The sequence below is a fragment of the Vibrio sp. E14 genome, from assembly GCF_020515785.1.
GTDB classification, from domain to species: domain Bacteria; phylum Pseudomonadota; class Gammaproteobacteria; order Enterobacterales; family Vibrionaceae; genus Vibrio; species Vibrio diabolicus.
Map to the genome: position 1 here is coordinate 340,362 of NZ_JAHPJI010000005.1, position 19,949 is coordinate 360,310.

General features: G+C 43.8%; 24 protein-coding genes. 4 read left to right on the top strand and 20 right to left on the bottom strand.

Going from position 1 to position 19,949, the window contains the following annotated elements; all coding sequences use genetic code 11:
• Positions 1-222: 222 nt before the first annotated feature.
• The 18 genes from vopR to LIX84_RS16190 form a co-directional block, all read right to left on the bottom strand.
• The gene (gene vopR / locus LIX84_RS16105) at positions 223-1,200 is read right to left on the bottom strand and encodes a type III secretion system effector VopR (RefSeq protein WP_226421725.1); all 978 of its coding nucleotides are present in this window, start codon (positions 1,198-1,200) and stop codon (positions 223-225) included.
• 10 nt (positions 1,201-1,210) lie between these two features.
• A complete protein-coding gene (locus tag LIX84_RS16110; protein ID WP_226421726.1) occupies positions 1,211-1,657 on the bottom strand; it encodes a type III secretion system chaperone in 447 nt (148 codons plus the stop codon).
• 264 nt (positions 1,658-1,921) lie between these two features.
• Positions 1,922-3,085: a VopS family T3SS effector adenosine monophosphate-protein transferase gene (locus LIX84_RS16115; RefSeq protein ID WP_226421727.1), complete on the bottom strand. Its 1,164-nt coding sequence runs from the start codon at positions 3,083-3,085 to the stop codon at positions 1,922-1,924.
• Between the two features lie 3 nt (positions 3,086-3,088).
• A complete protein-coding gene (locus LIX84_RS16120; protein ID WP_226421728.1) occupies positions 3,089-3,574 on the bottom strand; it encodes a CesT family type III secretion system chaperone in 486 nt (161 codons plus the stop codon).
• Between the two features lie 131 nt (positions 3,575-3,705).
• Positions 3,706-4,344 (bottom strand): HrpE/YscL family type III secretion apparatus protein, encoded by a 639-nt coding sequence (locus LIX84_RS16125; RefSeq protein WP_226421729.1) that lies wholly within the window; start codon positions 4,342-4,344, stop codon positions 3,706-3,708.
• On the bottom strand, positions 4,323-4,988 hold the full coding sequence (gene vscK, locus LIX84_RS16130) for a SctK family type III secretion system sorting platform protein VscK (protein WP_114322286.1): 666 nt from the start codon (positions 4,986-4,988) through the stop codon (positions 4,323-4,325). The genes LIX84_RS16125 and vscK overlap by 22 nt, the downstream gene beginning before the upstream one ends.
• Positions 4,981-5,727, bottom strand: a complete 747-nt coding sequence (gene sctJ / locus LIX84_RS16135; RefSeq protein ID WP_086015689.1) for a type III secretion system inner membrane ring lipoprotein SctJ — start codon at positions 5,725-5,727, stop codon at positions 4,981-4,983. Before sctJ ends, vscK begins: the two co-directional genes overlap by 8 nt.
• Positions 5,727-6,071 carry a SctI family type III secretion system inner rod subunit VscI gene (vscI, locus tag LIX84_RS16140; protein WP_005377202.1) on the bottom strand — a complete coding sequence of 115 codons (345 nt, stop codon included), beginning with the start codon at positions 6,069-6,071 and terminating at the stop codon, positions 5,727-5,729. The genes sctJ and vscI overlap by 1 nt, the downstream gene beginning before the upstream one ends.
• Before the next feature lie 8 nt (positions 6,072-6,079).
• Entirely contained in the window at positions 6,080-6,715 is a 636-nt protein-coding gene (locus LIX84_RS16145; protein WP_226421730.1) for a YopR family T3SS polymerization control protein, read from the bottom strand.
• The gene (locus LIX84_RS16150) at positions 6,712-7,071 is read right to left on the bottom strand and encodes a YscG family type III secretion system chaperone (protein WP_226421731.1); all 360 of its coding nucleotides are present in this window, start codon (positions 7,069-7,071) and stop codon (positions 6,712-6,714) included. Before LIX84_RS16150 ends, LIX84_RS16145 begins: the two co-directional genes overlap by 4 nt.
• A 3-nt stretch (positions 7,072-7,074) precedes the next feature.
• Positions 7,075-7,323: a type III secretion system needle filament subunit SctF gene (gene sctF / locus LIX84_RS16155; protein ID WP_047009831.1), complete on the bottom strand. Its 249-nt coding sequence runs from the start codon at positions 7,321-7,323 to the stop codon at positions 7,075-7,077.
• A gap of 17 nt (positions 7,324-7,340) precedes the next feature.
• Positions 7,341-7,544: an EscE/YscE/SsaE family type III secretion system needle protein co-chaperone gene (locus tag LIX84_RS16160; protein ID WP_012841766.1), complete on the bottom strand. Its 204-nt coding sequence runs from the start codon at positions 7,542-7,544 to the stop codon at positions 7,341-7,343.
• On the bottom strand, positions 7,531-8,832 hold the full coding sequence (gene sctD / locus LIX84_RS16165; RefSeq protein ID WP_012841765.1) for a type III secretion system inner membrane ring subunit SctD: 1,302 nt from the start codon (positions 8,830-8,832) through the stop codon (positions 7,531-7,533). Before sctD ends, LIX84_RS16160 begins: the two co-directional genes overlap by 14 nt.
• 5 nt (positions 8,833-8,837) lie before the next feature.
• On the bottom strand, positions 8,838-10,712 hold the full coding sequence (gene sctC / locus LIX84_RS16170; RefSeq protein ID WP_230417925.1) for a type III secretion system outer membrane ring subunit SctC: 1,875 nt from the start codon (positions 10,710-10,712) through the stop codon (positions 8,838-8,840).
• Positions 10,709-11,137, bottom strand: a complete 429-nt coding sequence (locus LIX84_RS16175; protein ID WP_226421733.1) for a YscB family type III secretion system chaperone — start codon at positions 11,135-11,137, stop codon at positions 10,709-10,711. The genes sctC and LIX84_RS16175 overlap by 4 nt, the downstream gene beginning before the upstream one ends.
• Before the next feature lie 12 nt (positions 11,138-11,149).
• The gene (locus LIX84_RS16180) at positions 11,150-12,130 is read right to left on the bottom strand and encodes a T3SS regulon anti-activator ExsD domain-containing protein (protein WP_226421734.1); all 981 of its coding nucleotides are present in this window, start codon (positions 12,128-12,130) and stop codon (positions 11,150-11,152) included.
• Between the two features lie 148 nt (positions 12,131-12,278).
• On the bottom strand, positions 12,279-13,139 hold the full coding sequence (locus LIX84_RS16185) for a helix-turn-helix transcriptional regulator (protein ID WP_226421735.1): 861 nt from the start codon (positions 13,137-13,139) through the stop codon (positions 12,279-12,281).
• A 615-nt stretch (positions 13,140-13,754) separates the two neighbouring features.
• Positions 13,755-14,162 carry a YscW family type III secretion system pilotin gene (locus tag LIX84_RS16190; RefSeq protein ID WP_226421736.1) on the bottom strand — a complete coding sequence of 136 codons (408 nt, stop codon included), beginning with the start codon at positions 14,160-14,162 and terminating at the stop codon, positions 13,755-13,757.
• 387 nt (positions 14,163-14,549) lie between these two features.
• On the opposite strand from LIX84_RS16190, the gene exsC reads away from it, so the two are divergent.
• Together exsC and exsE2 are read left to right on the top strand one after the other, a co-directional pair.
• A complete protein-coding gene (exsC, locus tag LIX84_RS16195) occupies positions 14,550-14,996 on the top strand; it encodes a type III secretion system regulatory chaperone ExsC (RefSeq protein WP_005397386.1) in 447 nt (148 codons plus the stop codon).
• Between the two features lie 8 nt (positions 14,997-15,004).
• Positions 15,005-15,310: a T3SS regulon translocated regulator ExsE2 gene (exsE2, locus tag LIX84_RS16200; protein WP_005397379.1), complete on the top strand. Its 306-nt coding sequence runs from the start codon at positions 15,005-15,007 to the stop codon at positions 15,308-15,310.
• 133 nt (positions 15,311-15,443) lie between these two features.
• Here the strand turns inward: exsE2 and exaC are convergent, their stop codons facing one another.
• Positions 15,444-16,964 (bottom strand): acetaldehyde dehydrogenase ExaC, encoded by a 1,521-nt coding sequence (gene exaC / locus LIX84_RS16205; protein WP_226421737.1) that lies wholly within the window; start codon positions 16,962-16,964, stop codon positions 15,444-15,446.
• Positions 16,965-17,203: 239 nt separating this feature from the next.
• Here exaC and LIX84_RS16210 point away from each other — a divergent pair, with 239 nt between their 5' ends.
• Positions 17,204-18,964, top strand: a complete 1,761-nt coding sequence (locus tag LIX84_RS16210; RefSeq protein WP_226421738.1) for a sigma-54-dependent Fis family transcriptional regulator — start codon at positions 17,204-17,206, stop codon at positions 18,962-18,964.
• Between the two features lie 60 nt (positions 18,965-19,024).
• Here LIX84_RS16210 and LIX84_RS16215 read toward each other — a convergent pair whose 3' ends face one another.
• The gene (locus LIX84_RS16215; RefSeq protein WP_012841759.1) at positions 19,025-19,162 is read right to left on the bottom strand and encodes a hypothetical protein; all 138 of its coding nucleotides are present in this window, start codon (positions 19,160-19,162) and stop codon (positions 19,025-19,027) included.
• Positions 19,163-19,737: 575 nt separating this feature from the next.
• Between LIX84_RS16215 and LIX84_RS16220 the strand changes: the two genes are divergently transcribed.
• The gene (locus tag LIX84_RS16220) at positions 19,738-19,941 is read left to right on the top strand and encodes a hypothetical protein (protein WP_005397371.1); all 204 of its coding nucleotides are present in this window, start codon (positions 19,738-19,740) and stop codon (positions 19,939-19,941) included.
• Positions 19,942-19,949: the final 8 nt, after the last annotated feature.

Sequence of the window (19,949 nt, forward strand, 5' to 3'; positions counted from 1 at the left end):
CCTTTTTTTTCAATAACTCTATTGAACAACGATTGCAGATTGAACGATGTCGGTAATGGCTTTATTTTTGTCACTTTTTCGCCTTCATTGTGAGGTTTTTCGCAGAAATCTCGCTCTAAAAACGAGTTGCCAGAGTAATCAAAAAGAGCAGCTCAGGGCTGCTCTTTTAATCAAGGTTAGATGATTAGCATTATGTGGTTTCTCACTTCTTTTGCAGAGCGACTAACCCAGTTTATGACTATCAAAAATGACTTCTGTTGGCGGGAACATATTCGAAACAGGTGGTCGTTGCGCATCTCCAAACATTGGCGCACCGAATGCGGATGTTGCCCAAGGATCAACAATTTTCACATCCTTACTCCATGTTGATGGATCTTTGATATCACTCCCCTCTTGTCGACCAACCAGTACATAAAGGTGTGTACCTGAATGACCCTTTTTAAACGCAACCACTTCTACTTTAGGCTCACCTTCAGGTGTGCCTGACATGCCTTGAATCATCTCAGCCGCGGCAGCAAAGGCAAATGTAGTACAGCAGCCGGCTTTCGCGTTTTGTACTGCCTTAGCAATGTTCTGTAGGGTGCTTAATTGCGGTGCGGTTCCTCTTTGTGCTGCAGCTTGAACTCCGTTTGCGGACATAGTCGCTCGTTGATCTTGCATGATTCGCGCTTGATTCGCGTGAAGCGCTTCTAGTCTAGGCTTTCCTTTGGTTTCATAAAACTGCGAACCTTTTACACCAAATGTATTTAAGTCTGTACAGGCAAAATCACCAAGCTTTTGAAGGTTAGCTTTATGTTCGTTGATCAGCGCGACACTCGATGAAGCTTTATTGGTTTTGGAAGAAGAGGCCGCCGTTTGTGGGGCTGGCCAATGTGAGCTCGGACCAGACGACAATCTCTCAAGATTTTTCAGACTACCAAGCGTTAACTTGTTTTCACCGTTCAACACATTTTGCAGCATCAGCTTCGCAACGTCTTTAGGAATGCCCTGCTTCGTGAGCAGATTCACCACAATGTCTTTCGCTTTATTCTGGTGGCTAATACGCGCGCTGACGCTTTTGTTTTTAGGCGCCCCTTCTTTAACAAAAATATCTTTGCCATTATGCGCTCGAACCTCTTTATCGTCAGCTTGATTTTGTGTCGCCAAATGGGACGTTAACTGACTCAACGAATGCATGTGTGATGTATTAATATTGACCATGTTTGATGCCTTAAACCTGAATAAATGCGTGTACGTCTGTTTGGCTAAAATCTACAACCGTATTGTTCTGAAATAGCTGAGCCCAAGTATCCACTAGCTCATTCAGTTGAATCGTTAAGTTAGCAATATTGGTGAGTTCACTCTCGGCCGCGATGGCAACCTGAAGAACCACATCTTTAGTGGTTGGATTAACGCAAAACTGCACACCGCCGGTTTCTCGATATAAGAAGTTGTATTCAAGTAAAACTTGAAGTTTGTCTAACGTAATATCCTCTTGTTCTATGTGCAGGTTTTTAGAAATCAACAACTCGCCTTTTTCCTCCACAAGCAGAACATCGACACTGTTATTTTCAGCAAAATGCAGTGACCACATTTGATCGTCATACGCTGTCACGCGCTCAAGGTTCAGCACTTCTCCCAGTTCAGAGAGAAGCATATTAATCTTTCCTGTATCCATGTTGTGTCCTGTCTAATTTAATATACCTAAGTAGCCTCGAAATATATGATGCAGCGAGACGACTTGGGTATAACGGCTTATTTAAATAAGCTCATAAGGATAAGAGCGATTTTATGGCGTGATAGACACAAGAGCTTTATTTAAACGTCTCAATTTTATTGCTATTAGCCGTTTTAGCGAGGTAGAAAAATGAAGAATAAGTTGGATAAAGAAATAAGAAAAGAGCGGCAATCGCCGCTCTAAAGTTGGAATAGAAGAGAAAAATTACTTGATGCCGTGAAGGCTGTTCTCTGCGTTCATAGCCAAAGGATTGAATGAGTCGTTACGAAGTTCTGCTATCGCGTATAGCATGCGCCCCATGCGACCGTTTCCATCGGTGAATCCGTGATACCCAATGACTCCTGCAAACAAGTGTTTACCCAGATCTTTATCCGCCACTGGGTTTTCTTTCAAAAATCCTTCAATGTGCTCCTTTAGCATCCCCTCACCGCCAATACTTGAAGGCAAAGTACCACCCGAAATATTTGGCCCTCGGTAGTCACGTTCAACATCAGGTACCAATCGAGCGTGTAGCTCTTTTAAGTTGTCCATATTCAATAAGTCTTTACCATTAGACGCGTATTCTTTAAGTAAAGACGTAATGTTTTCGGCATCGTTTCCTTTAGAGTTAGAAGCATTAATGATCCACGCCGCAGCTCGTTCGACATTATCGGTGACGCCACTTTTGTTAAACGCGTCCTCTGCCAGTCCTTCAGCGTATACACCTTGGCTTAGATCGGTGCTTGCTAGACCTTCGATATGACGTTGCGCCGATTTAAGATGCATCACCTCCATATCAAACACCGCTTGCATTTGATTGATGCTACCTGCCGGGTTTTTCTGCGCTGCAGATACACCACCGCCGTAGTCTTTTACTACACGTCCAGCAAGCGACTTCGCTGCACTTTCGCCAATCAGTGATGTGAGGTTTTTACCAGAATCGATTTCTAGCATTGATTCTGTCATTGCTCGCTCCGCTAACTGGTTTAGCTCAGCAGAGTGCGATTGGACCGTTTTGCTATCCAATTTCGCGAATGCATTTAATACATCTGATGCGGTTTTTATGTTTCCATCTTTGAAGAACATTTGTCCATGCTCAACAGAAGAAGCAGCTCGTAAACGCTGAGCTTGGCCTTGCTCATTATCAAATACGGCTTTTGTAAGGGCTTTCGCAACCGATTGTGAGCTGCCTTCGCGAAACAATTTTCCTGTCGCTTCAAAAAATCGCGCTACCGCACCATTAGTAGGATTGGTACGAGTAAATTCTTGGGTCGCTGCGTTGATTTGGTATTCTTTGCCACCAATACTCAGCTTGCCTTCGTTTAGTATCTCGTTGCGAGCTTGCGGCATGGCAGCCTGCAATGCGCTAACACTTCCAAAACTGATCATGTTTTAAACCCTTAATGTGGAAAAATGAGTAGTACTCGTTACCGGGACTTCGGTTGTTTTATTGGTTACTTTTTGCGTGTTCGCACTTTTTAACCATTCGATGAAATTCGCTAATGATTCATCAAGAAAAGAAGCAGTTAACAGTTGCTGGTGCAGGTGTATGAAACCGATGTATCCCGTTTCTGCCTCCCAGAATACCGCTGGAGAGCCTTGCGTTAAGGCATCTTTCATATGTTGATGCAAAGCATCATCACTCGGCTTATCGCCTGAAATCAGCCCAATAAGTGTCAGGCGATCTTCTTGTGCGCGAATGGTGATTGCTGTGTTTTGGTCAATGAGTAGATGACAACAATCATCCTCATCAAAAACCAGCGACTCCAGTTGGCAGCGGCTGGCAAAATCTGTCAGTAAAGAAGTTATAAATCCATTAGCCATTCGACTAAATAATCCTATTTTTGTTGTTTTAGAGGCGCTGCTTGGTTGCAACACTTATCAACTAAGCAGCTTTCTTAGGTGTATTCTTAAGGATTTATGGCAGTGAATATTTTAGAAATGGTCGGATTTTTTTTGTTTAAAGGCATTAAAATGAAAAAACTCAGCAAGTGCTGAGTTTTTAAGATTTATTCATGAATCGTAATTTTACGCTCACTGAGCTGCTTCACCATCGCTTGCTTTAATGCATGCAACTGTCCATCAATACTGGCGTCGATGATCCCGACTTCAGTTTCCAGAATGCAGCCTCCATTTTTCAAGCGCGCATCTGCTACCACGTCAACGTAACCGACTTCAGGGAAATCACTTAATACACCAGCCACCTTCTCCCTCACCTCAACAACCTGCTCTGGGTGGACATGTAAAATGACCTGCTTTTGGTTGCTCACCAGTTGCAACGCTTCTCGCACGACACTCACCGTGGTATCGACATCATCGAAGGTATCGATGATCTTACGCACCGCTTCTAACACCACACCTGTCATTTTTTCTTCGACTTGCTGATAGTAGTCATTACAACGTGCTAAGGTTTCAACCATCGTTTGCGCATTTTCAATCTTAGCTTGTGCAAGGCCATCTTGATAACCACGTTGTTTTTCAGTTTCGTAGGCTTGTTGGGCATGAGCAATTATGCTTTCAGCTTTGGAGTTCGCGGCTTCAACTAAGTGTTGCGAATCAAGATAACTGGCATAATCTTTCGCTTTCAGCACCTTTAAGCCAGGTGCCAGCTGCAAGTTGTCTGTTTTTATTTCAACAAATGAAACCATTGGGGAATAACCTGTTTTGCGATTTTTTTTGTGAGTCGATACGCCAGATCTCGCTGATCTTTTGCCAACCAGCTAGCCATTTCCGTACTCTCGCTGAGCTGCTGTTCTAGTTTGAATTGCCAACGCAGTACAATGTCTTCTGGCGAGTTAACTAAAACAAACCTTATCCAGGAGTACCCAAGCGCTTGCATTTTTGCTTCAACAGACCGCTCATCCAATGATTCTGGCAACGGATGTTGCCAACCTTGCGGCCAACTGGACAACAACATCGGCCCGTTTTGAATCAAGAACCGAGCGCCTTCCAATCCAAAGACGTTGTTCAGAACCTGTTTCGGATGTTTTAAAACAACGCCTCGCATTGCCACACAATGTAAAGCTCCGCCCACCATCAATACGAGTTGATTCAACGCATCCGCTGGGAGCAACGCCAAGCTATGGCAAGGTTTGTTAAAAGCCGTCTCTGGAACTGGAGATAACGCCCACTCATTTATGCACCATTGGTTAAACATGGGGTTATCTCTCCAACCTTCAATATTTAATAACCAAGGCTGTTTCTGTTCTATCCAACTTTTATGGATGTATTGGCAAGGCGCGTAGTTAAATTGATGTTGTACCTGCGCGAGTGGTGTTTCTGGTTTAACCACGCTTTGTGTTCCTGCGGCACCAAGTAAAAGTAGCGATATTTGAACCGATAAGCGCAGCTACCAAGAACACCAGGATGGCGACAAAATTATTCGCCGTCTCTTTGGTGACCTGAACCGACAAAATGCTTTTAAATTGATTGTTTTGAGTAGCAACTCGTACCTCTGATGAGGGTACCATCACTACGCTGATTCGATCGTAATTCAACCCCTCAATACTGTTGTTCACCAATAATTTGATCTGCGGAACATACGAATCAAGCGCAATATCCGCTGCGTGTTTAATAAACACAGAAGCAGATGCAGGAGTTGGACGCTCTCCTGGACGTAGATCTTGATCTTCCAAAACAACATGAACACGTGCCACCAGCACGCCATCAATCTGAGATAAGGTTGAAGAAAGTTCTTGAGATTTCGCGTACACCAAACGTGCTCGTTCTGCTAATGGCGACGAGATCAAATCGTCTTTGGGAAACACCTCTTTCAATGTAGAAAACTGCTCTCTTGGGTAACCTTTTCGCTTCAGCGCGTCTACAGCGAAGGCGATTTGAGAACTGTCTACCATTAACTTGACGGTGTTGTCTTTGTCAGGTTCTTTTGTTGCAACGACACCTTCGGATAATAAGATCGACAACATCTCATTCCCCTCTTTCTGAGTTACGTTGGTGTACAGCTCGGTCTGACAACCCACCAGAAACAACGTGAGCATGATGAAAACCGCTCTCATTTTATTCATCATCACTATTGTGCCTTCAATAAGGTTTCTACGTTTTGTGTGGTTTTACCCACGGTTTTCGCGATCAGCTCTTCCTGAAAAGTAATGCGCGTCAGTGCCCACTGCATTTGCAGTAATTGCGCCGGATCATCACCCACCATCTTCATGTTGTCTTGCAGGTTACTTTTCGCGTTATCGATAGTATTTTTTAACTCGCTGATGTTTTCGAGCAAACCGCCCTCCAGGCCATTATTTGCCTCGGGAACCGACATAGCTTGCTCAAAACGTTCGCTTAAACCGTCTTCGACTTGCGCATCCTGCAACTTATCAATGTTGGTTTGCATCACCTCGGTGTACTGCGTGTTTATCATATGTACTCCTAAGACAAATCTAACTTGTGACTATGAGTGACGATGTTTTTCACCATCGCATTTTTTTGAATCATGAAGCTAAGCTCATCACGAACCATGTCCAGTGTTGATGCCACATCAGGTAACGACTTCAACTCAGCCCAGCAGTGCCACAAGGCTTGTTCTTTCTGGGCACCAAGTGGAAAATGCTGCGCCAACATTTCTTTAAGTGCTGCTTTATCGACAGGTGGCTCGGCAATAAGCTGGCCCGAAAAATCCCCTAGCAACTCCTGCTTCAACACCTTTAATAAATCGGCTTGCGGGTGTTCGGTGCCCTTTGCACTCTTCGCCTCATAAAAGGCGTACCACATTGCCTCTCGTTTAACTTGAGGATCGGAGAACGCTTCATTCAACGACGATAAGACGCTTTGTTTACTGACAACATCTGCGTCTTTTAGTGATTCATACCACGCTTTGATGTCCGCCAGTTTCGCCTCTGTTTTCTCTAACGTCTCTTTTGGGGAGGCGTGTGAAGCTTCCGCTTGCTTGTCAGTTCGCCCCATGAGTGTTTTCATCTTGTCTTCATCGCTCCGCTCATAATGGCGCGACTCCAATTGGCGCAGAGGTTGTGATTGAAGAGTTAGATTGCTTGAATCAACGATCATCCAAGGTTCCTAATGTCCTGAGAAAAGCTTGCTGCAAATGCTTGGCTTTCTTCGCTTCCCTGTGATGCGAGTTCTACCCAACTTTCCGCTTTGTTCAATAAACCAGCTTTGGCGGAAGCAAGGGCCGCTAAACTGATCAGATCAGGATAGGCGTTGCAAAGTGGTTCGAGCAATTGATGAGCCTCTTCGTACAAGCCTTTATTCATAAGGCTCATTGCACGAATCATCACCACGGTCTCTTCAGAACCAGAGCTTGCTTCAAGGCCGTCCGCTATCGTATTAGCTTCTTGATGACGATGCATACCGGTAGCCATCAGCGCAATTTCAGCCAGCAATTGGCGCATTTCTCGTTCCATGCTTTATACCTTCTGGAGAATCGACTGCATCACATCTTTAATCGCACGAGTGGTGGTCGCATTGATGTTGTAAACAACAGACCATTTGTTGATCGCGTGCTGAAGTTCAGCCAGCTTAGATGGATCATCGGCGTTTGTTTCTAGGTTCTTGATGGCAGTCGTCACTTCTGTGTTGGCATCTTTCGCTTGTTTTTCTAACTTAGTTTTAACATCATCAAGGTTTACACTGTTACTAGCATCGTAAAATGACATAAGACTTCCTCGTATTTTTAGTTCGCTTCGTATGATTCAACGACCGCATGTGCGGCGGTGTAAGCTTCATACTGTTTGAGTAGCAATTGGTACTGCTGTGGTGAGCACCCTAAATCCAACTGACGTTTCACCACCGCTTGTGCTTCTAAGAGCTTGCTCTTAATCTTGTGCACTTCCGCACCGTTTTTGTCGTTATTTAAAATTTGTTCAAGATTTGTCATTGTTCGTCTCGCCCTCGTATCCGAGTTCTATTGTTATCACCCGCCCGCCTTTGACTAGCTCAATGCCAGCAGGCGTAACACTGGATATGCGGTAGCCTTGAGGCGTTCTTGCACCAACCATGTAACGAACGTTATCAGTCAGAATCACATATGGAACCTGACCAAAGTTAACGCTACGAAAAGGGAAATCGATGTTGGTGCCTTTACTCACCTTAGGTATGGATTTCAAAACTAAATACGGCTTTTCACCATATTGTTCTCGGAAGTCTCGAGTCACACCGTAAAATCGAGTCGTTTCGATATCATCAAGTTCCCCGCGTACTTCGATGCGATCACCGCTGGTAACCAACTGGACTTTTTTCAGTAGCTCCGCATCCGTCAATAAGGCTTTTAGCGTATCCATGTAGGCACCCGCTCTTTGCAGTTCGACCTTCCACGCTACGAGGCCCGGTACGTCTCGCTCTAAAATTTGCTCAACTTGGTTCCAGCGGCTTGCATCATCGATATAACCCGTCAGTAACAGTGTGCCCGTCTCATCCCCATTTTCGACTTTCACCTGGTGATAGCCGAGGTTTCGTAAAATAAATCGAACCCCGCGACGGATTTCTTCCATCGTTCTTAAATCACTTTTGTAATTGATACCTAGTACATCAATTCGACCAAGCAGATCGAGTTTCTGAGTTCGATCTTCAACATAGCCTTCCAAAACCGCTTGGCGTGCGGCGGCATTCCATTCCACACGAACGTCGCTAAGTTTGAGCTCGCCTAAGATATTGCGCACCAAAACAATGGGTTCTGCTTCTGTGACAGTCTCATTATTGTTTCCGTTAGCTTGGCTGTACCACATACCAGCAAAAATGACACTCGGGACAAAACTACAAAGCAAGGCGATGAGCGTTGTTTTTTTCCAGCTAGAGCGTTGTACAGCAACAACAGGTGTATCCTGTTCGCTAGATTCGTCGCTGACGTTACTCACGATTAACGCATCTTCTGCGTACCCCAGTGCGAACTTCACAACGCCTACAGAGACAACGGCATGGCGTGACAACTCGATCCCATCATCTTCAACAGAGATGTTTTCACCGTTAATATTTGCCTCTTTGCAGCCTCGTAAAATGACCGAGTCTTGCTGGCAAACCAACGTGAAATGGTTAGCTTCGACCCCAGCATCAGACAGCACGAGATCTGCGATAAAGTCGTCACTGCCAAGCACAAGAGCGCCCTCAGGTAAGGTGACTTCAACTCCGGAATGCACGCCTGATAAAATACGAATTTTCCATTGCTGCATCGCGGTTAAGGCTCCTCTGATGGACGCACACACTCACTTTGTGAGTCATCGCATTCCAATACTTTTACACGCCAACCCTTTTGCCCTGTCGGCAATTGGCACTGCGTCAATTGAGACGACTGTTGCTGTGACAATAAGTCTTGCTGATAGCGCTCTGCTTGAGTCTTTGATGTGCAGCTATACACTTCGACGACCGATTTAAATTCAGCACTGTTGTTGGAAATATTGTTGAGCTTGCCAATGCTTGGTCGCAGATCGTACTCATTACCAATCAATACACTATCGCCAATACCATCCACAACGATTCGCGGTTCTAGAATAAACATGCGCACCGTGCGGCGTTTAGTGTTGGTATTACTTCTAAACAATGCACCTAAATATGGGATGTCTCCTAGCAATGGCACTTTACGTAACTGATGGCTCACTTCATCTCGGTACACACCACCGATAAGTAAGCTTTGCCCTTGTTTCACCGTCGCTAATGTGCTGATTTCAGTTTTACGCACGGAAGGAAGGTCGTCGACACCACCATCGGTAATCTTTGCCCCGTCTTCGAGATGAAGGCTCAGATTGATTTCTGGTCGGGCAGCAAACCTGTCACCAACGATACGCGGGACAATTCTCAGTAACGTGCCATACGTGACTTCTTCCAGTGCTGCGGTCTCTTTACCAACCAGCTTGACGTAAAACGTGCTGCTGTTGTTCAGTACCGCTTCGACATTTTCTTGGGTTAGCAGTGTTGGTCTTGAAACCACTTGAGCACTGCCTTGAGATTCCAATAATCGGATTTGAGCCAACAGGTAATTCAGATTGGTTGAATCAAGCAAAGACTTAAAATTTTGTCCGCTGCCGAGAGTCACATCACCCGAACTCACATCCCCTGTTGTTTTGATATCAACAATTCGATTATTTCCGACAGACACTCCCGCTCGCCAATCCACGCCTAACTGACTTAAATCGTTGGCACTGATGTCGACAATCGATAATGCAACTTCAATTCTTGATTGCGGTTGGTCCAATTGAGCGACCAGTTTGCGATAGAGCGGTAATCGCGCTTGAGTATCACGAACAATAATCGCATTAAGGCCCGGCTCTGCTTCAACCGTTGCTCCGCCATGAACTGAGGCGGTTTTATTGCTTTTTACAGGCTTATCTGAACTGGTAACTTCTTTACTCGACGCACTCGTCACTTGAGTTTGAACACCAGACACGACTCGCTTTAAAACCGACGCGATACCCGGAACCGTAATGGTCTGATCTCGATATGCAATTTCTCTGTCCGTTGCAGAAGCGTACTTCAAAGGAAGTATTTCAACGAATAACTCGTCGGTTGAATTCGATTTCTGCAGCAGGCGCGTTTCTAATGCTTCGGCCGTTTGTACAACTAAGTCGACATAACGTGGAGGACCTGCAAGATAAACCAACCCTTTACTTTCAGCGGCTCTCCACCCATAGCGCGAATCCCACACTCCAGTGGAAATTAACGTGCTTCGTAGCTCTCTGGCGGTCAATAATTCTAATTGGAGTAAACGTGAGCGCGTTTCTGTCGCCTTATAGACATGTAAGACGGCACCATCGAAATACCACATCAAGTTATAGACTTGCGATAAGTAGTCGAGGAACTCAGCCGGGTCATCAGGAGTAAAACGTCCACTCACTCGATCATTAACTTTGTCACTCACAGAAACCGAAACGCGATAGTTTGCGCCAAAGTTATTCAACAACTCTTTTAATGAGTCGTTATCTGCATAGTATCGGAATGGTTGTTCGGGCCAGTGTAAGTCTGTTGCTTGTGCGAATCCCAACGGAGCAAAGCTCACAGCACACAACAGTATCTTTGTGGCAGCACGTCTGATGTTCGGAAAGACTTTTCGCATCATGGCAACCACACATTATGATTAATCGTGTGGTTCACGCGCTCGTGCTCCAATAATGCCATATAACGCTCACATAGATTAACGTGCTTAGAAAGCAAAGAAGAGAACAGCTCAATCGAACAGTCCTCGACCCTCACTTTGCTTTGTAAAATCAGCTGCTGATCATCATTCGCTGTTAGTACGCAGCCATCTTCACGGATTGTTTTTAATGAGAGCTGCATGCAACGTTGTAACGCTTGTTCTTGTTGATAATCTAGATGCTCTTTAAACTGGAAGGGTAAAGCTGCTTCCCATAAAAACCATGATGCGTGTTGTTTGATGGTCAGTGACAACTGATCAACCTCGATGTTGTAAGAGCCATTTTCTGAGGCAATAAAATCCCCTACCTTTAGCGTTTCCGCTAAAGATTTCATCATCTTATCTAACATTTAACGCCCTATTTAAATCTGGCTGAGGTGATTGCAAGCCTGGCCGCACTGGCCGCTTTGAGTGTCAAAATAGTAGTGATCGATGTCGCCAACAATTTGCATGCTCTTGAACCACTGCCATACTTTCGCAACCGCATTTTGGTCGTTGTAAACCACATCGCATGCATCCCAGACTTCGCTCAGCTCAGGAGCCTCTAGTCGAACTTCCGAACACCACTTTTTCCACTCAGAGATAAACTGAGCCGTCGTAGAAGTGTACTCTGCGAACCCTTTAAGCTCGTCTAGGGACGGTTGCCACTTCTCAATTAACGAACGATGACATTCAATCACTTGCATCTGTTGTTCGCTCAACGTCCCGAGTTGATCTTTCAACTGGTGTTGTTGGCGCTCAATTAAATCGAGCTGCTGTTGCACAAACACCGCGCTGGTATCCTCTCCCGATAGTTTCGACCAATACTCCTTTTGAACATCGAGCTGATTGATAAGCTGTTCCACTTTAATGGAGGCATGCAAAGCGCTTTGATCAACTTGACGGTTAATCCACTCGTTTAACGATAAATGAAAGCAAAGCATCAACGTTTTTGGTACCGCTAAATTGAAGCGAAAACCAAGACGCGCGTTGATGTATTCCAGTCTTTGTTCAAAAGTCACGAGTGTGCGGCTATCACTGAGCTGCGACCCAATTTCCAAAAATAAACGCATGGCGAATCGGTCAAGCGATGCACCGAGCTTTTGATACGTTTTCACCAACTGGCTTGCGCATAGGCTATCGACGACGCTTCTATCCAACAAGCGCTGAAGTAAAGATAACTGTTCATAATTAATGACGCCTTCACTCAACAATTGTCGGTGATTGACGTGCACAACATTGAAATCCTGCGTTGATCTAGAAGCACTTTCATATCGAGCTCCTCTCTGCAAAACAGTCACTTTCCGTTGTGTCACAATGCTGTCTGGAAAAAGCGAACGGCGTCGCCAATGCTGCTTTTTCATTTATGTTCGTCTCCGCACCCCTCTCGAACGATCCAGAAAGAAAGAGGTGTAATAATTTTTAATCGTTCGTTGTTACATGACGCATAATAGAATTTACGCTGATGAGTGACTTTCAAAATTAGTCAGAAAATTTTAGTCCCAAGTCATTTCATTTCGCGATAGCTACTTGATCGTCTCCCGAACGTACACGGCTTGGCGTCGTTCCAAAACGACGGCGGTAACTCTGCGTAAAGTAAGACTGACTAGAAAACCCAGCCTCCATCGCCACATCCACGATGCTCATCTTGCTCGTCAACAGGAGTTTATGAGCGTGCAACAATCGACGCTCACTGATCCAAGCTCTTGGAGAAATGCCATAGTGCTCATTAAATAGCTCTTTAAAAGTCGTTAAGCTAGCACCAAACTCTTGCGCATAGTCAGTCAACTTCCACTCTTTGAGGTAGTGTTGTTCCATAAATCGACGTAACCGTTCCGATGTTCGGTTCGTTTGTTGTGAAAGCAACGCATAGAGTGATTCTCCCCCTTTGCCGTGCAGCAAAAGAATGATTAACTCTTCATATTTTAGGCACATGATCGCATCTGGATACGCCTGTTGCTCAAGCGTCTGCATGCTGGAAAGCACTTGCTCTACGAGTATGTTCAAACCAAAAGTAAACAAGCCAGAACAAACTTTATCTACCTTGGGCAGCATCATCAAAAGATCACTGTGCTTTTGTAATAGCTGGCTAACGAGTTCGTTGTCGTAGGTTATAATCGACGCTTTGTATGCCCCGTCTAAGGGCGAGTACTCGAATAAGTAATCCCCTTGGGATAGAAACACCCCGTTTTCTGCCGCAACATCGATTGTGCAATCACCAGTTTGAACTCGAAGCTGACCATTGTGAACGACAACAATGTGAGATTGGTCTGAGTGAAATACTTCGTCAGATTTTTCATAGCGGGAAAAACTACGAATTTTTCGCGAGCTCGAGCCGACCTTTTCTGTGTTTAGTTGGCCTGACACATCCATTTTCTACCCTTCATTATTTTGAGTTTCTCAGTACGAGTGTTGAGAAACTTTCAAAGCAATACTTTGATTGTTGTTATTTCTAAGTACTGCTATATCAATTAAAGAAGCAAAGAAAAGAGCATAGAAGTTCATATCACTTACCATACCCCCCGAATAATTAGCGAATATCCTAAGCATTACCCTTACCTAAAGGTAAAAGTTTATCTTAGTAAACTCTGCTGTCCGTCTTTATTATTTTTATCAGATAGCGTTTATTATTAGCCAAAACTTAAATATCATTTCGTTATTAAAGTTTAGGATTTTTGTTATACATTAGAATAAAATTAAATAGATTATGGTATCGTTTATCGAACAAACTGAAATTTCCAAAATCTTAAAATTGTATGTTTTATAGCCTAAAACGCCAAGCCAACGTGTTCAAGGAGCGAGATATAATCATAAAGAATGCTATTTTTGCAACAAGTATAAGTCTAAAAAACAACTGACCCGATGACTTAAACCATGTGATTAATGTTTGTAAAAAACAACAAAACTTTCACAACAGGAAAGAGCAAATCTTTATTTTTAATAATTTAGTAAGGTCTAATTAAATGTAACCGATTACTTTTCATCTGGTTATTTTTTTGGCACGAGCATCAAATTTTCCTGCTTTCCCTCCACTGAAAATAAATAGTTCTTTTCTTTTTCCGCTACAAGTTCCCCATTCGAGTATAGCTTTCCAATTATCTTCATGTTTCCGTCACCAGCTTGAATCGGTGCAATTAAAAATGAATACTGTACGGGTAATTGAACGCCTTGGTAGTGCTGAAATGCAGACTTAAAGCACTGATTTTTAATTACTTTACATATCTCCACATCAAGAGACGTAATCGAAGGTGGAAAGTATCCATCGACAGAAACCCAACCATAGAGTGCCGCCTGACTCTTTGTGTCAAAGCTACCTTCCCTTACAATCGGCACAGACTGACTACACCCACTTAGTAGGAATAGTCCGACAAAACCAGCCCACATAGAATTGTTCATTATGACACCATAAACTTATTTTATAGACTTAGTTCATTTTAATTTCACACAATTCTTTATGTAAAAATATAAAAGATCAACTTATATTTATACTACAAGCGGACAATAAATCGCATTCTTCAACAACACATATTTAACATTAGATTTAATTTAACTCATCGTGACTGCACCTTAATACACTTTCAATTAGGCGGGTATATTAGAGAACAAAGATATTTAAATATCTAAGAAGCACCACAATATGCATCAGAGCACATTTGTTATCGCTGTTCTATTTAGCTCACCGAAATTAAAAACCAAAATATAATAACAACCGACCAATATTGATAAACACGAAGAGATACATCTAATATTTTCCTTGATAAAATTTCAAAAGGGACTATTCCTATGTCAGCACGCCAAACTATCGATGAGATTTTGCTAAAGTTTGCTCATCAAATAGGCTTGCCTGCACTGCATCTAACGGAAAATGAAGTAAGCTTAGCGTTTGATGATAATCTAAGAGTGCATATCATCTTTCATCCTGAATCGACAACCCTCCAGCTCGAAGCTGAGATTGTTGGTCTTCAAATCGTTAATTCCGATCTCTATCGTTCTTTCCTAGCCTTTAATTATCACTGGCCTGAGCATCAATTATTCTTTAGTTTAGATAATCATCGACATGTACTCTGTTTAAACCGACTCATTAACATTAAGCGACTGGATTATGAGTATTTTGAAACTGCTTTGGCGGAATTGTTGACGCAAAGTGAGTCGTGGGAGTCGTTATTGTCTGCTCATGTCGCCACTGCTGAGGTAGCTCCGATGCCACAAACTTTAGACTTAAGAGTTTAGGTGTCTCTATGTCCAACGACATCCAATCTAAATACACTAACTTACCGGTTCATGAAGTAAAGCAAGCACAGCAAAGTGATGCTCTGCCACAAGGAACGTTTCATGGCCGCAAAGTGACCCTACTCTCTTCATCAGAAAGCAGTTTGGCTCGAATGAGCTCTAAAAGAGAACTTAGCGAATGTTTAAACCAGTTTGCGAGTCTTGAGTCTTGTAATCGCGTCTTGGATTTTGATCAGCAGTTTAGTCTTGAAAAGCAAAACACCGCGGTCGAAAAACTACTTGAACGAAAAGTGACCGTAATTCAACGTTCCTGAGCACGCAATATAGATGGGTTCAAAATATAAATTTCACGTATATACACCCTCCCACCCGCAAGCCCATGCAATAAAAAACCCCGAAGGCTCGGGGTTTTGGTTAGTACTGCTTTTTCTTTGTTAACTACTTCATTTAGAAGAAGCCTAGTGGATCAACACTGTAGCTAATCAATAGGTTTTTCGTATTTTGGTAGTGATCCAGCATCATCTTATGTGTTTCACGTCCAATACCTGACTTTTTATAGCCACCGAACGCAGCGTGTGCAGGGTAAGCGTGGTAACAGTTAATCCAGATTCGACCAGCTTCGATATTACGGCCCATACGATATGCGACGTTCGCATCACGCGTCCAAACGCCTGCGCCTAAGCCATATTCGGTGTCGTTCGCGATTTCCAGAGCTTCCGCTTCATCTTTGAACTTAGTGATAGCAATCACTGGGCCAAAGATCTCTTCTTGGAAAATACGCATCTTATTGTGGCCTTCCAACATCGTTGGCTGAATGTAGTAACCCTTATTGATTGACTCTGGCTGTTCAGATACGCCACCACCAAAGACCACTTTTGCGCCTTCTTCACGGCCGATTTCGAGGTAACTTAAAATCTTATCAAACTGTTCTTGAGAAGCCTGAGCACCAACTTGAGTATCGGTATCGAGCGGATTACCTTGCTTGATTAACTGCGCACGTTCCGTCAATTTCTCTACGAACTTATCGTAAATCGCTTCATGAACCAGCACGCGAGATGGACAGGTACAAACTTCGCCTTGGTTGAAGAAACCAAGTAACGTACCTTCAATACACTTGTCGAGATACTCATCTTCATAGTCGAAAATATCTGAGAAGTAGATGTTTGGAGATTTACCACCTAGCTCAACTGTCGATGGGATTAAGTTGTCTGCTGCACATTTTAGAATGTGATTGCCAACTTGTGTTGAACCGGTAAACGCTAACTTCGCAATGCGGTTGCTGGTTGCAAGCGCTTGGCCTGCTTCTGAACCAAAACCATTAACAACGTTAATAACACCCGGTGGCAGTAGATCACCGATCTTTTCCATAAGAACCAGAATCGACGTTGGCGTTTGTTCTGCTGGCTTCAATACCACGCAACAACCCGCCGCAAGTGCCGGTGCCAGTTTCCAAGCCGCCATCAACATAGGGAAGTTCCAAGGGATGATTTGACCAACTACGCCAATCGGCTCTGGGAAGTGATAGCTTGCCGTGTGCTCATCCAGCTCCGCCGCACTGCCTTCTTGTGCGCGAATACAGCCAGCAAAGTAACGGAAATGATCTACCACTAAAGGTAAATCTGCCGCCAAGGTTTCGCGAACTGGTTTGCCGTTTTCCCAAGTTTCGGCAACTGCCAACTCTTCTAAATGCTGCTCAATACGATCAGCAATTTTCAGCAAGATGTTCGAGCGTTCAGTCACACTGGTTTTTGCCCATTTAGTTCTGATGTTGTGTGCCGCATCCAATGCTAAGTTGATATCCGCCTCGCCAGAACGAGCAACTTTACAATACGCTTGTCCGTTGATTGGTGAGATATTGTCAAAATACTCACCATCCGTTGGTTTTACCCATTCCCCACCGATAAAGTTATCGTAATGCGATTTAAAGTTAACAATGGCATTTTCACTACCTGGCTGTGCATAGATCATAACTCTTCCTTTTGTTTCTCGTTCAATGTGTTATTGCAGTGTCGTATCGCACTGTTCACAAAGAGCATTACGCAAGTCACACGCCAACTACACCACACTTGTTGTTAATTAAATGTAAAACTATGATTACCAAGCGATAACAAACCAAGTGAGCGATGTTTGAGCGGATGTATGGTGTGAACACCAATGTTCAAGTGTTCCAAAATGGCACACCCTCACTGTGACAAAATGGTACAGTCATGGAACTTCAACACATTAGCGATAACAATTGGCTTTCAACTTCATGGATCCGAAGTGAACAGGCGGGTTTAAAACAGCGTCGACGCCCTGAAGATATTCGAGTGACACCAGCGACACTTCAAGATAGGCGTCACCAACTCAACTTCTTATTGGAAACCGTCACCCAGTTTGCTCTCCCGCTGTTCAATCAGCTTTTTGCTCATAGTGACAGCCGCTTAATTCTGACGGATGCCGACGGCGTCATCATCGGCAGTTGGGGACAACCTAAGTTCCGCGAGAAGTTGACCGAAATTGCGCTAAGCTCTGGTGCGTGCTGGCAAGAAAAGGTCAAAGGCACCAACGCGATTGGGACTGCAATAATTGAAGCAAAGCCCGTTTCTGTTATTGGTGATCAGCACTTTATCCAACATCATCGTTTTATTAGCTGCTCGGCCAATCCTATTTTCGATCATCTTGGTCATTTGATTGGCGTGCTAGATATCACCAGCGAACAAAAGAAACATGATTTCTCAACGCAAGTGCTGGTACAAAACATGGTCCAGCAAGTTGAAAATCAATTGCTTAACTTGATTCCACAAGGGCATATTCGTGTGGATTTGGCATGTGAGAAAGGCTTACTGAACAGTGGGTGGCAAGGGATTATCATCGCCAATGAAGATGGACAGATTCTTGCGCACAATCAAGTCGCTTCTCAGCTCCTCGCGCAACAAAACGTCATCGGGCAATCGCTCGACGACATTCTTTCTATCCAAAGTGCCGAGCACCCTTTCGTGTTCAAAACAAAGCCGCTGACCGACAAAAAAGTGAAGTCTCGTTCTGTTACCGCTTCCAATGATCTGCATTATGGTGATTCCACTGTCGAGCATTGCTGGCAACAAGCCAATCGCGTTATCGATAAAGACATCAGTTTACTGATTCTCGGAGAGACTGGGGTTGGTAAAAATGAGTTTGTGAAAGCGCTACATAAAAACAGCCAGAGAAAAACGGGGCCGTTGGTTTCCGTAAACTGCGGCGCACTACCAAAAGATTTGGTTGAGTCCGAATTGTTTGGCTACGTGGCTGGTGCATTTACTGGCGCAAACAGCAAAGGCTATCAGGGAAAAATTCGCCAAGCACACAAAGGGATTTTGTTTCTGGATGAAATCGCAGATTTACCCTTGGAAGCTCAAAGCCGCTTGCTGCATGTATTGCAAGATAAAACCGTGCTTCCTGTGGGTTCAAACCAAAGTGTTCAAGTAGATACGCAAATCATCGCGGCCACGCATAAAGATCTCGAGAACTTGGTTAGCGAAGGATTGTTCCGTCAAGACTTATACTATCGCCTCAATGGTTTGATCATCGAATTGCCTCGCTTCGAAGAGCGAGATGATAAGCAACAACTGATCGAGAATATTCATCGACGTCACGCTGAATCTGAACAACAACTTTGCCCTCACCTACTTTCTCTGCTGCTTTCTTACTCTTGGCCAGGAAACTTGCGTGAACTCGATAGTTTAATCAAAGTATCCGCATTAATGGCGCAAGGTGAAGAAACGTTAGAGCTCACTCACGTACCGACTCACCTGAGTAAGAAACTCAGCCAGGCTCAAGACGTAACAACCGCTGCCGAACCCACGTTAGAACTGCGTGCAACCGTCGAAGACAAACTGCTCAAAACATATCAAGCCAATCAGGGGAACATCAGCAAAACATCTCGTATGCTTGGCGTCAGTCGAAATACAATTTATAGAAAGCTGAAAAGCCTCGGCATATTGGGTTAATCCATAACCTCAGATACAAAAAGAGCACCTTTGCGGTGCTCTTTCTATTTGAAACCTAGCTTACAGGCCACCTTGTTGTTGCGCCTGTTTTACTAATGCCTGACGTTGAGTTTCCTTCTCAGAGATCACTTGGTTGTCCTTGTGTATTTCCTGATCCAATTCTGCCGGAATGAAAACAAAGTACTTGTTAAGAATCATCTTAGAACCTCAATTTGTTGTGTTAATCACCTTCTTGGTCAACGTAAACAACACCAGAAAAACACGTTTTACTGGATCCTTGTTGCTGGTTTCAAAAAATAGAGGATGTTCATTTATTAAACATCCTCCATGTGGGCGCTAATTATAGGCGTAGTTCAAAGGCTTACCTAGCACTCTTTTTCGCCTTTCTTGCAACCTTAGTTTCATTCTCAAACCTGATGCAATCACACATATTCAATAAAGTACTGTTAAACAAAGAAAAGTGATTTTCATCGTGACTGATAATGAGGATGAGCTTCCCGGAATTATTGACTTGAAATTACGCCTAGTAAACTCGAAGGCTGCAATAATAGCGTTAAAAGGCCTTAATCCGCACAGCAAAAACTTTGAAGTGATAGACAAATGCATTCATATATTTGTAAAGCCGTTTATGGATTTGTCTACCAGTTCAATATTTCACCTTTTTTGAGAAATCTTTAGCCGCTTTTTTGTGTGAAACGCCCAAAAAGAACAGACAATCAAAGTGTGGTATATGACCACACTTGTCTATCCCCACTCCGCTTTGGGAGGCGTTTATGAAAAGTAGCAAACTTGGCCATGTGATGTCTTTCAGCAGAATGTTTTCCTTCATTGCGTTTTTGACGGCTACATTCGCATGGATTCTCAGCATGTATGCCCTATTTACTGTTTCTGTAGTAGCTCTTGTGGTCAGCGCAATTCTCTACCTCAAAGACAGGTTTTATCAAAACAAAAAAACGACCACAGAAAAGAGCGCCTAGGCGCTCTT